Annotated in this window: 11 protein-coding genes; 7 read left to right on the plus strand and 4 right to left on the minus strand. The window is 34.4% G+C overall.

Going from position 1 to position 12559, the window contains the following annotated elements; genetic code table 11:
- Window positions 1–218 (plus strand): IS200/IS605 family transposase (locus F823_RS0102515; RefSeq protein WP_019595344.1); only part of this gene is annotated, 218 nt, incomplete at its 5' end.
- 332 nt (window positions 219–550) lie between these two features.
- Here the strand turns inward: F823_RS0102515 and F823_RS0102520 are convergent.
- The gene (locus tag F823_RS0102520) at window positions 551–1108 is read right to left on the minus strand and encodes a dihydrofolate reductase (RefSeq protein ID WP_002844753.1); all 558 of its coding nucleotides are present in this window, start codon (window positions 1106–1108) and stop codon (window positions 551–553) included.
- Window positions 1109–1116: 8 nt separating this feature from the next.
- Window positions 1117–1950 (minus strand): thymidylate synthase, encoded by an 834-nt coding sequence (locus tag F823_RS0102525; protein WP_002843727.1) that lies wholly within the window; start codon window positions 1948–1950, stop codon window positions 1117–1119.
- Between the two features lie 414 nt (window positions 1951–2364).
- On the opposite strand from F823_RS0102525, the gene F823_RS0102530 reads away from it, so the two are divergent.
- Entirely contained in the window at window positions 2365–3558 is a 1194-nt protein-coding gene (locus F823_RS0102530) for an iron-containing alcohol dehydrogenase (protein ID WP_002844754.1), read from the plus strand.
- Window positions 3559–3869: 311 nt separating this feature from the next.
- Complete coding sequence (locus F823_RS0102535; protein WP_002844755.1) at window positions 3870–4652, plus strand: hypothetical protein; 783 nt, start codon at window positions 3870–3872, stop codon at window positions 4650–4652.
- A 54-nt stretch (window positions 4653–4706) separates the two neighbouring features.
- On the opposite strand, the gene F823_RS0102540 is transcribed toward F823_RS0102535, so the two are convergent.
- Together F823_RS0102540 and F823_RS0102545 are read right to left on the minus strand one after the other, a co-directional pair.
- The gene (locus F823_RS0102540) at window positions 4707–5579 is read right to left on the minus strand and encodes a thermonuclease family protein (RefSeq protein ID WP_002844756.1); all 873 of its coding nucleotides are present in this window, start codon (window positions 5577–5579) and stop codon (window positions 4707–4709) included.
- A gap of 122 nt (window positions 5580–5701) precedes the next feature.
- On the minus strand, window positions 5702–6187 hold the full coding sequence (locus F823_RS0102545; RefSeq protein ID WP_002844757.1) for a GAF domain-containing protein: 486 nt from the start codon (window positions 6185–6187) through the stop codon (window positions 5702–5704).
- 204 nt (window positions 6188–6391) lie between these two features.
- Here F823_RS0102545 and F823_RS0102550 point away from each other — a divergent pair, with 204 nt between their 5' ends.
- Genes F823_RS0102550 through galE form a run of 4 tightly spaced genes read left to right on the plus strand, consistent with a single transcriptional unit; the run spans window position 6392 to window position 12559 of the window.
- Window positions 6392–9358: a sporulation and cell division repeat protein gene (locus tag F823_RS0102550; protein WP_242831485.1), complete on the plus strand. Its 2967-nt coding sequence runs from the start codon at window positions 6392–6394 to the stop codon at window positions 9356–9358.
- Between the two features lie 12 nt (window positions 9359–9370).
- Window positions 9371–11353 (plus strand): hypothetical protein, encoded by a 1983-nt coding sequence (locus F823_RS0102555; protein ID WP_019595346.1) that lies wholly within the window; start codon window positions 9371–9373, stop codon window positions 11351–11353.
- Window positions 11353–11529 (plus strand): hypothetical protein, encoded by a 177-nt coding sequence (locus F823_RS11135; protein ID WP_002843747.1) that lies wholly within the window; start codon window positions 11353–11355, stop codon window positions 11527–11529. Before F823_RS0102555 ends, F823_RS11135 begins: the two co-directional genes overlap by 1 nt.
- Before the next feature lie 10 nt (window positions 11530–11539).
- Window positions 11540–12559, plus strand: a complete 1020-nt coding sequence (gene galE / locus F823_RS0102565; RefSeq protein WP_002844761.1) for a UDP-glucose 4-epimerase GalE — start codon at window positions 11540–11542, stop codon at window positions 12557–12559.

Below are 12559 nucleotides of genomic sequence, written 5' to 3' on the forward strand. Positions count from 1 at the left end.
TCAAAGGAAAAAGTGCATTGATGATGTTCGATAAGCACGCAAATTTAAAGTACAAATTTGGAAATAGACACTTTTGGTCTGAAGGATATTATGTAAGTACTGTGGGATTAAATGAGGCAACAATAAGGAAATATATTCAGGAACAGGAAAGACACGATATAGCTTTGGACAAATTAAGTGTCAAGGAGTATGAAGATCCCTTTAGGGATGGCAAGTAATACAAATACCCTTTAAAGGGTAGCGACGAGTCAAAGGCCGAGCTTGAACAGAGTGAAAGCCAGCGCCTTTAGACGCTGGCCGGTAACCCTTGGGCTTATAGCCCGTGTGCAAACCACCCGTTGGACGGGTGGTCATGATTATTTGGTTAAATATTCAGATACAATTTTTTTTTTGAGTTCGAATGTATATTTTGCCATGAAAAAAAAACGACCTCCCAATCGTTAGGTTTTTAGGTCTAACTTTTGGGGGTCGGTACAATGTTCGGCGTTTTGTAGTTCAGATTTTTAGACTTTTTTATTTTTAGACTCTTTCCTATTGTATAATACTTAAATTATTTTCTATCGTATACCGTAAATTTATACCTAGGTGCAGTTTCAGGCTCTATATAGGTAGATTCAAAGACCAACTGCCACTCATCATCACAAAATTTGGGGAAGAATGAGTCAGCTTCAACAGCTTGATCCTCATCAATAATAGTAACGTATAGCTTGCTAGCTACATCCATAAACTGCTTGTAAACATTGTCTCCACCGCATATGAAAATATCCTCCTTGGGATTATTTATTGCATAATCTACAAGTTCTTCCTTGGAATGTAGGGTATAGGCACCCTCATAGGAACCATCCCCACGAGTAAGGATTATATTTTTTCTATTTGGAAGGGGCCTTCTTGGGAATGAGAAATAAGTCTTTCTACCACATACAATAGTGTGGTTGAGAGTGGTTTCCTTGAAATACTTAAGGTCATCCTTTAGGTAAAATAGCATATCTCCGTTTATACCAATTGCATTTGTTTTTTCAGTCATTGCAACTATCATATATATATTTTTTACTGGAGCAAGTCTAGCATCGTTATTCTTTGGTTCATTTGATATATTCATATTTAACATGATATCACCTATATAGCCATTTCAAATTTAAGGTTTGGTTTTACTGGATTGTAGTTTTCCATAGTAAAATCATCTATAGTGAAATCATAGAAATTAGTCTTTTCAGGATTTAGAACAAGTCTTACTGATTCGTCATTTTCCTGAGGCTTCCTAGACATTATTTCTTTTGCCTGATCAATATGCCTGTCATAGATGTGGGCATTGTTTACGTAGTGACAGAAGACACCTGGTTCTAGACCCACATGACGTGCTACCATCATCTGTAGGGCAACGTACTGGATCTTGTTGATGGCATTGGCAACTAAGAGGTCAGATGATCTCTGTATCAAGGTCATATCCAAGTAGCCATCACGAGCAGTCCACTGAGTTTCCATAGCACAAGGGTGTAGGCCCTTAGTCTCAGCAAGGTCCGCCTCCTGATAAAGATTGATTATATGCCTTCTACCGTATGGCTGGTTCTTTAGGCCATCAAGAAGTTTGTTGATTAGGTCATATCTTTTAACAGTTGCACCGTATCTTTGGCCAATTGTCCTGTCCCCTATATCCCATTCGTCCCACCAAGTTATACCGTACTTGTCTTTTAATATGTCAAGGTCGTTTGTCTGGTCCTGATATATCCATAGTATCTCCTTGATACCAGACTTCCATGCTGTTTGTCGTAGGGTAACTATTGGAAGTTCCCCCTTAGATAGGTCATATTTTTCGAACACTTGGTTGACAAATATTGTATGAGATGGGCTACCATCAGCATATTTAGGTCTTACTTTTTCGCCTTCAGTTGAATTATTTGAAGTCATTATTTCATTGCAAAGATTTTGTAAATTTTTATCCGCTATTGTCATATATACCTCCCAAAAGTTGATTTTAGAGTTTTGGCTCTATATTCTTGTTATATTGGCAAAGCACAATAGTGTCACCAATGTAATATTATACCATATTACATACCCAGTATAAATAAAAGATAAGATCAAAAAAGATATTATATATCAATATAGCTATTAAAATAACAATCGACTATTGTAAATTTCTATTGATAGAACCGTTAAAATAGAAAAATACTCAAAAAATTCTCGGATATTATCCCAAAATAAAAATATGATAGCAAAAATTAAACAAAAACATAATGAAAACACATAAATTATAGTTAAAATATTGACTTTATTAATCAGGAATAATATAATGAATTTATGCTAGATATTATCCACCTCAAATAGGGTTGGGAGAGCATATAAAAAATATATAATGGAGGTTTTACCATGTGGGAAAAAGACATTAATGTAAATGAAGTCAAGGAGATAAGATTAAAAACTACAGCATATCTAGGAGCTGGTGCAATTAACAAGTTCAATGACATAGCTCAGGAATTAAAGGCAAAAGGTCTAGATAATATTGTTATACTTACAGGCAAGGGTGCATATAAAAAGACAGGTGCTTGGGATGTAGTTGAGCCAGCATTAAAGGCAAATGATATAGAATATGTATTATTTGATAAGATCACTCCAAATCCAGAGCATAAGGACGTTGATGATGCAGTAGCTCTAGCTAAAACAATAGGAGCCAACTGTGTAATTGGTATAGGTGGTGGTAGCCCTATAGATGCAGCAAAATCAACTGCTATATTGCTATCATATCCAGAAAAGACTTGTGCAGACCTTTATGAGTTCGAATTTACACCAGATAAGGCTGCTCCAGTAATAGCTATCAACCTTACTCACGGAACAGGAACAGAAGTAGATAGATTTGCTGTTGTATCTATACCAGAAAAAGAATACAAACCAGCAATAGCATATGACTGTATATATCCTATGTATGCCATAGATGATCCAGCCTTAATGGTAAGCCTACCAGAATTCCAGACTATGTCTGTATCTGTAGACGCAGTTAACCATGTATTTGAAGCCTGTACATCAGTAGTAGCCAACCCACTTAGTATATTACTTGCAAAAGAAGTAGTTAGACTAGTACATGACTACCTACCAAAGGCTCTAAAGGACCCTAAGGATATAGAAGCTAGATACTACCTAGTATATGCATCTATGATAGCAGGTTCATCATTTGATAATGGATTACTACACTTTACACATGCTCTGGAACATCCACTAAGTGCTATAAAGACTGATTTCACTCATGGATATGGACTAGGAATACTACTTCCAGCAGTAGTTAGACATACTTTTGAATCAAGAAGAGCAACTATAGAAGAAGTATTTGCACCAATATTTGGTGATGAAAAAGATATAGATGCCAACAAGGCTGCTGAACTAATCAAGGAATGGTTAAGATCTGTAGGACTTACAAACACTCTAAAAGATGAAGGATTTTCAGAAGACCATCTAGACAAGTTGACTGAACTAGCATTCACTACACCATCACTTGATGGACTATTGGGATGTGCTCCAGTAGAAGCAACTAGAGAAGTTGTAAGAGCTATCTATGCAGAATCTCTATAATAAACGGTCAATTTAATTATCTTATTTGACAGAGAGGGTATTGCCCTCTCTGTTTTTAGATTTATTGTGCATTTAGCTATAATTCTTAATGGACTATGATGGGCTAATGAAGCAACATATAGAAATATTTGCAAGTTTACTTTTATATAAGAGTGGAAAAAACCCAACAAATTTGCTATAATTATAGTCAATTATAGGATAAGCGTTTTTATATGTAACTTGAATAGGTATTGTATAAAGGTCTAGTAGTGAAAGCAATACTTGTAATACTTATAAAGTTGTTATTTATAATCATATTATGGAGGTGTACCATGAAAGAAACGAATAGAATAAATTTAAAGATGGATATTGAAAAAAATATCTTTGAAGTGAATGCGACAAAGGACTTAAGTACCCTAGAACTAATAAATATTTTAGGGCTTGTAATGTCTGAGTACAATATGGTCCTAATGACTCAAGATGACATGGAGTCTGTAGATTTCTTGGTAGGAGACAAAGGGGCAATAATAGATAGGATTCTTGAAATTGGGCCAATAGATATTGATTTGGTAGAATATAAGGTGAATACATTTGGAACTGCCAACCACTATGTCTATGAAATTGATGAACAGGAAGGTATGAGTATACTAGATGTTGCCTGCATACTGTCTATATTAGGGTCATACATGGGAGACACAATGCTAGATGCCTTTGCTATGGATGATAGATTAAAATCTTTAGACAAGCAGGAGGCAATCCAAGAGATAGGCAATCTTAGGAAGACAATGGAGATAAATATGCACCTGATGCAGATTTATGGGATGATAGGGTGTACCTACAAGGATGAGAGAATAGCGGATGAATACTATATTGACAGAATAGTGGACAAGGTAGCTATAACTCTAGAAGTAGCCCAAGACATGCTAGATAATCTTGAAAGTGATATGGATGATGAAGATATGCTAGATATTGATAGGGAAAGGTATGACCTAGTCGAAGATATGGGTAAAAATAAAGGTAAACATAGCCATCACCACCATGACGGTTGTTGTGGACATGACCACAGTGAAGGTCACCACCATGATGGTTATTGTGGACATAAGCATAGAAATTAGTATTGCAAAAAAGGCAGTACCTAAGATATCGTATCTAGGTCCTGCCTTATTTATTTAAACTTTAGAGTGCTTATATCCAGCAGATTCTGCTTCTTGAGGGCTCCTAAAGTATATTATATTTTTTGGGCTGATTTTATTGTAGTACCTATCACCAGGCATATGGTATATGTTGGTTCTTTTATTAGCCCTAACAGGCCCCTTGCCCTGAGTTACAACCTGTGTGTTTTTAGGTTTTGAAGATAGGTTTGGTTTTGCAGTAGTCTTTGGTTTTACAGTAGTCTTTGGTTTTGCAGTAGGCTTTGGTTTTTCAATAGGTTTTGGATTTGTATTAGATTTCTTCCAAAGACCTATATTATTTTTTCTAGCTAGGGATTCAAGTTCTCTGAAAATAGGGATGTATTTTACATCAGGTGGATAAGTGTATACATGACCATATCCGTTTTTTACTAGCTGAGCATTGTACATCATAGATATTACTTCATTTTTGCTAGGATTATTAGATGACGGTCTTTGAATCCATACATATCTTAACAACCTACCGTATTTATCTGTATCCCTTACATCTTTTTGTAGGTATACTGTTTTTCCTGTAAGTTGGGACTTTGTATAGTTACTTGCCTCTTTTCCATAGTATTGAACTGGTTTTTTAGGGTGAACTGTTTCAGGTGTATCAACACCGACCATCCTGATTTTATGGACCTTACCTGAAATACTAACAGAGATTGTGTCTCCATCTACAACCTTGACCACCCTGGCTCTTACAAAATTATTTGCCTTGGATTTAGGGGCCTTGTAGTCTTTTTTGTTTTTATGAGCATTTAAGACCTTAGAATCTATTGAGTTTGTGCTACCAATGGATCTGACTGTGAAAAGACATAATCCCAGTATACTTGCAATACAAAGAGATGAAATTTTTTTGAAATTCATAAACTTTACCCCCTTTTAAATTATTGAATGTATATATTCTACCATTCTTATAGATGTATTTTCAAGAGTATATAATATATACATAGTCATAAATAATAAAAAATGAAGCTATAATTTATAAATTAGAAGACATATTTTTCTATTAGCTTTACTGCTTCCTTCAAGTATTTTTCCTCTAGTTGAGTAAACCTAGATAGTTCAGCACTATCCATATCTAGTAGGCCTACACACTTTTCTCCTACAATAATAGGTATAACAAGTTCAGAATTTGATGCAGCATCACAGGCTATGTGACCAGGAAAGGCATTGACGTCATCAACCATAATTGTTTCCTTAGTTGAATAGCATTTACCACAGACACCCTTGTCGTAAGGTATTTTTGTGCAGGCTGGCATACCTTGGAATGGGCCGAGTTCTAATTCCTTTCCGTTATCTAGATAGAATCCGCACCAATTTAGTCTACCTACAAGAGCATTTATCAGTGCTGATGAGTTGGCCAACTTTGCTGTCTGAGAGTCGCTGTTATCAACTAGTCCTATTAGGGCTGATAGCATACTTTGGTACTTTTCCTCAAGTGTTAAATTTTCAAAAATCTTAATGTCAAACATAATCTAGTCCTCCTCGTATATATATTGTTTAATTATACCTATTATTTTGGGAAATATGCAGAGCTTATCTATAATTTATGGTATAATAACTATAAGTATTTAATTTGGTATATTTACTGTAAAAACTTTTACTAAAGTATTATACCAAAAATATATTATTATTAAAATATGAATTTGTGTGCACAGGACTAATATAAATAAGGAGTGAATACTTTGAATAACATTGGAAAAGGTCTTATAAAAGAAGCGGTAAGAGAAGTAGATGAACATTTTATAGTAGACAAGTCTAAAGTCAATTCAGATCTTGACAAGGCTTTGAAGAATAAGTATGAAAAAGTAAATAAAGATGAAAAAAAATATATAGAGTTGTTGAGATATAATATTATTTTCTATAAATCAATAATTAAAAAGTTGGAATCTATACTTGAAGTATGGATCCAGAACGATGTAATATTTAGTACAGAAACAGTTGATAAGAGTATTGAAAACATAACTGATAGTTCAAGAAAGTATGTTAACAATGCTATGAAGAACGGCAATAAGGTACTCAATGAAAAGGACAAGAAGATATTTTTGTCTTATGATAAGAATACTGGATTTAAAAGAATAGAAAAAATAGAAAATGACTATAAAATACTTAACCTTTATAAGGACATTCTTGGTATGGTAATTAATGTTATCTCTCTGGATGTAGACAAGTATAGTCCTATTCTTGAAATGAGTACAGAGTCAGCTAAAATAGATATAATGAATGAAATTTTTAATGAAATAAATTCAATTCTTTTTACTGCGACAAAAGAAAAGAGAGAATTCAAGGATGAAGCCCTAGTTGATGAAGAGCAGGTTGGTAGCGAAGAACTAGCTGATGAACATAAGAGTATGAGCTTTATAAAGTATGTTTCAATGCTTAGCGCCCCTGAGGTACTTGTTAAAATTAATGATGTACATAGAAAGACATCTGAAATGGAAAAAATGAGCGAGATGTCTTATCTCTTCTCAGAAGAATATAAGGAATATGTTTCATGCGTTGTATTATTGATGGATTATGTTTCTGCTGACAATAGAAAGTTATTTGCTAATACTTTCAGATTATTTGTAGCAGGTAAAATCGGCGAAAGACAGTTCAAAGAGATCGTTGAGAGATTGGTTAGAGATAATACTTTCATGGACAAAAGGACTTGGTTGGAGTGTCAGAGTATTGTAAAGTGTGACTTTAATATGGAAAACAGCAACTTCTTTGGAGAGAGTATGAGCCCAGATGAAGATGAATTGTCTACAACTCAGTACCTAAGGTTGGTAGAATCTTTCAGTGGTAATGGAACTATCGCAGAAGAAGTGGATTCTATATACCAGTATGAAGATGATGAATTTGATGAAGATGAAAGACCTAGAAAGAAGCTGTTTGGTTTTGCTAAGTTCTTCAACAAGATTGATACTGAAGATGAAGATTATGACGATGAATACTATGATGATGAGGAAGAAGAAGTATACGACGAAGAATATGACGAAGACTATGATGAAGACTACGATGAAGACGATAAGCCATCATTCTTGTCTAAGATAGGATCATTTTTTGCTAAAAAGGATGATGAATATGAAGAATCTGATGAGGAATATGATGAGGAACAAGATGAAGAAGATGTTCAAGAACCATATTCAACCGATGAAAAGTTCAGGTCAAACCAAAAAGAAATTCAGGACCAGAGTGCAGTTGCAATTCTAAAGTTGAGACAAAAGAGTGAGAACAAGGAAAATGTTCAGAGTAAAAAAGAACTTGATAAATTAAAGGATGAAAGAAATATAGCAGAAAACCTAAAAAATAATATCATGGCTCCTTACTTTGGAAATTCTGATGTATTTGTAAAGGAAGAAGATATCATATACAAAAATGGAGTTAAGACTTGCAAGGTAAGTAAGGCTGGTGACAATGAAGATATCAAAAAAGATTCTACTAAGGAAGATTTTACTGAAGAGAATCCTACTGAAGAAGAGTTTAAAGAACTTGAAGATATGATATCTATGACAGGTGAAGACAAGGTAAGGTCAAAGAAACTTGAAAGTAAGGACATAGCAAAAATAGAGTCAAATAAGCTAAACAAGTCACTTGACCTTGAAGAAGATAGGACATCCAATGAACCCCAAAAGGACCTTGATACATATGAAGAGTCTGAAATAGAAGAAGATGAAGACTTTGAAGATGATTTTGAGGATACTGGTATATTTGGCCTAAAGGACAAATATGATGCTTTCAAGGAAAAAATGGCAAGCAAAAAGGTTGAAAGAGAGCTTAAGAAGTACAGCAAGGATAGGGAAATAGATGAATTTGAATACGATGAGCCTAAGAACCTATTCTCTAAAAAGGCTTCAAAAAATACTCATGTACTTGAAGACAGTGAAGAAGATACAAAATCAAAACTACAATCTGGTATAACTAGTATGTTTTCAAAGATAAAATCTGATGATGAACCTGGATATACAAAGGGTAAGATAGTGAGGGATTCGGTAATAGTTATAGCCCTTATGTTGGTGGTATTCTTTGGATATACTCATGTAATAAAGAACTTTTCAACGCCTAGTGTTTCAGAGACAAACAAGACAAGCCAGATGAAGGCTGACAAGAGGTCACAAGACAAGACTAAGGGTTCAACTAAGGACCAGGGTGATGAAGTTGATACAAAGGAACTTGCAAAGAAGAACTCTAAGATAGAAGAAGAGGATTCTATAACAAAGCAGGCTTCAGAATTAGATAGGCAAGCAGATGAGTACAAGAATAAGGGTCGTTACTATACAGTATTTGTAGGGGCTACAAAGGACAAAGATGGTGCAGAATCCGTTGCCAATAATTTTAAGGCAAGAGGAGTTAACCCTGTTGTCGTAAGAAATGCTGGCTACTATATGTTGAAGGTTGGTGAGTATTTCGATTACAACCAGGCTGCAGCTGAATCAAGTAGGATAGGTGCAAAGGGCATACAGAATTATATATCTGCCCAGAACAAGTACTATGACCTTAAAATTAAAGCATTTGAAACAAGGATTCCTAAGTTGACATCCGAACAACTTAAAACTGACTATAATGATTTGAAAAATCAAATTGTATCGAGTGGCAAAAATGCTGGATATATTTCTAACTTAGACGAAATTTACGAAGCGGGATTAAAAAGTAAGCAATAAGGGGGTAATCTTTTGTCAGATTCAGAAAAAGTGATTTTTGTTGCTGAATCAGGATTTGCCCTAAGTGGAATTGAAGAATATAAATTAGAGGATAAATGCCTACACTTAACAAACCTTGGAAATATTTATATTTCCAAGGTTGATTGTTTAAAGGAAGCTGAACAAGACCACCTAGAGTATTCCTATACAGAAAGCAAGATTAAATTAAAAGCAGAGGTTGATGGGGATAATATAAACATCGTATCTCCTAGTATCAATTTTTATGTATCAGAAGATGGACAGACTTCTAACATATTTACCAACCTGCTTATGGTTTTGGATATGGAAGAGTTTGCACAGATAAATGATGGACTTGATGAAATGATATTTGACTTTGAGGACAAGTCGGCTATTGTAACTATAGATTCAAGAGAGGCTTATGCAGGAACTTTTGAAAGGGCAGACAAGAGGTTTGTATTCAATAGTTGGGACAAGAGGTTTGAGTTTTCTTACAAGGATATTGAGGCATATTGCCTAGATGAAGATAGGCTGACTATAAAGGGTTATTTCTATAGTGATAGAGAGTCTAAAGTTAGCAGGAAGATATCTTTTATTACCAAGAGAATCAACGATTTTATACCTTCAAATTTTGATGAACTGGTAAATGAAAACTTCAAGTTGGGATTTTTACCTAAGAATGACCCTATTGTATTTTGTAAGGTGAGTGGAATCATGAACTCCAATGACTACCTACAAAAGCATATGTACCTTATAAGGCATGAAGATCTCTTTGTCATGTATGAGAAGAAGTCCAAAAAAGAAGTTATATGCAAAAGTATCCATGAATTTACAAAGTTGGATATAGGAGATGGCTATTATATTGTTTATGATGGTCAGGATGTGTATAATATATATTTAAATGACAAAAATGCTCAAGAGATTGGGTTTGATAGGATAAAGCCTGTATCAAATGAGTACATAGGCTATACAAAAGAGTATAGGCCATTCTTTATCAAGGTAGATCAAGATAGGATTGGTATATACAAGTCTTACGATAAGTGCGTTCTTGATATTGAGAAAAACTTGGTATCTGATATTTCAGTTATAGATGATAAGGACAGTGATATAGACTTTTATGTTGAGACACAAATCAAATATAAGGATAAATATATTGTAATTAACATTAGAAAAAGTTTATTGAAAGATTTATCTGAGGAAATTTTTTCTGAGTATCAAAGGACCCTTCTGGATTCTGTAGGTATGGACGAGGTATATGAAAATTGGATAAAATCTATATCCGATATGATCGTATTTAATTTTTACGGTCATATATACGCTATGAATAGCAAGTACCAATATATGGCTGACAGGGATATCACTAGCGTTGACAAGATAAATTTTATCAATGACCTGTATTTAGACCTTCATGATAGGTTGGAGAGTATAGACTTAACTTCAGTATATATGGCTGAAATACTTGAAACTAATGAATTAAACTACTTTAGGTCACTTAGAAAATCATGTGATCTCTCACAGATAGAAAGGCTTGAAAGACTCTTTTTTGAGATAAGAAATGACATCAAAGAAGATATTTTTGAAATTATAAAGTGCATGGAAAATGTAAACCAATTATTTCTCCCTTTAGAAATGAGAAAGTCGGTTGCCAAGAGGATGAAAGAGTCTGAGTTATACCAGTTGGATTTTTATTGTGACTTATCCTACAAGAAGCTTAGTCACCTAATATACAATTTACTACCTCACTATGTATCAAGAACTGTCAAAAAAGTATTTGAAATATATGAAAACATCTATTCAAATTATATGACATTGGATGAGGATGAGGTAAAGCTAGAGATGATGGATAGGATAAAGTCAGCCCATGTATTTAGGCAGTTTAGTGTAGACAAAGATTCTAAAATTTTAAGAAAAGACCTTATAGATGATTTATATTCATTGATGAAGTTTGGAAAAATGAAGGTTGACAGCGACTTTTATTATACTGGAGGATATAGATAGTGATTATAAATGATATATTAAACAAAGAATATAGGTTATGTGATTTTGAAGAGAGACAAAAAAGCGTAATCTATAGGGAGGTTGACCTAGATAGGTTGATTTTGGGAGATTCAAAAATGGATGAAGATAATTTAATTGAAATAGTTGATTCTGATATTGCAAGTAAAATGATTTAGGAGGGGAAGAATGAGCATATTATTAGCAGGTGGTGCTGGCTATATAGGAAGTCATACTGCTGTAGAATTGATAAATAGAGGCTATGACGTAATAATAGCAGACAACCTTTCTAATAGCTATGAATTAGTTATTGATAGAATAGAAAAAATAAGTGGTAAGAGGCCTAAATTTTATAAGGTCGATACTAGGAGTGAAGATTTAGAGAGGGTTTTTAAAGAAAACAATATAGACTTATTGGTGGATTTTGCAGCCTACAAGGCTGTGGGAGACTCTGTAAAGAATCCAATAAAGTACTATGATAACAACTTGTTTTCATTGATCAATACCTTGAAGCTGATGGACAAGTATGATGTAAAGAAGATTGTATTTTCATCTTCTGCAACTGTTTACGGTGTAGTAGAAGAAAAACACCTACCTGTCAAGGAAGACTACCCAAGAACTAGTGTGAATCCATATGGAAGCACTAAGGTGATGGGTGAACAGATATTAGAGGATCTTTATAATGCTGACGATAGCTATTCAATTGCTATATTGAGATACTTCAATCCTATAGGTGCCCATGAATCTGGTTTGATTGGTGAGGAGAGTACAGGAATTCCAGCCAATATAATGCCATATATGACCAAAGTTGCCCTGGGTGAATTACCATATCTAAATGTATTTGGAGATGACTATGATACCAAGGATGGAACAGGTGTTAGGGACTATATCCATGTTTTAGACCTAGCGAGTGGCCATGTAAATGCAATAGAAAAGCTTCTAGAGGGTGGATTCGGTCTACAACATATAAACCTTGGAACAGGTAAGGGATACAGTGTGTACGAGCTTATTGAGGCCTTTTCAAAGGCATCAGGTATTGATATAGCTTATAAGGTTTGTCCTAGAAGACCAGGGGATGCTGCAGTCTCTTATGCGGATTCTACAAAGGCTTCAAAGGTATTAGGATGGACAGCCAAGTATGATATATATGATATGTGTAGAGATTCTTGGAACTGGCAAAAACAAAACCCAAATGGATATGAGGGTTAG

This window comes from Peptostreptococcus anaerobius VPI 4330 = DSM 2949, from assembly GCF_000381525.1.
GTDB classification, from domain to species: Bacteria; Bacillota; Clostridia; order Peptostreptococcales; family Peptostreptococcaceae; genus Peptostreptococcus; species Peptostreptococcus anaerobius.

Excerpts from the sequence above, each read along its gene's own strand:
- F823_RS0102520 (WP_002844753.1), bottom strand. The coding sequence starts at position 1,108 with ATGTTAAATATGAATATATCAAATGAACCAAAGAATAACGATGCTAGA.
- F823_RS0102525 (WP_002843727.1), bottom strand. The coding sequence starts at position 1,950 with ATGACAATAGCGGATAAAAATTTACAAAATCTTTGCAATGAAATAATG.
- F823_RS0102530 (WP_002844754.1), top strand. The coding sequence starts at position 2,365 with ATGTGGGAAAAAGACATTAATGTAAATGAAGTCAAGGAGATAAGATTA.
- F823_RS0102535 (WP_002844755.1), top strand. The coding sequence starts at position 3,870 with ATGAAAGAAACGAATAGAATAAATTTAAAGATGGATATTGAAAAAAAT.
- F823_RS0102540 (WP_002844756.1), bottom strand. The coding sequence starts at position 5,579 with ATGAATTTCAAAAAAATTTCATCTCTTTGTATTGCAAGTATACTGGGA.
- F823_RS0102545 (WP_002844757.1), bottom strand. The coding sequence starts at position 6,187 with ATGTTTGACATTAAGATTTTTGAAAATTTAACACTTGAGGAAAAGTAC.
- galE (WP_002844761.1), top strand. The coding sequence starts at position 11,540 with ATGAGCATATTATTAGCAGGTGGTGCTGGCTATATAGGAAGTCATACT.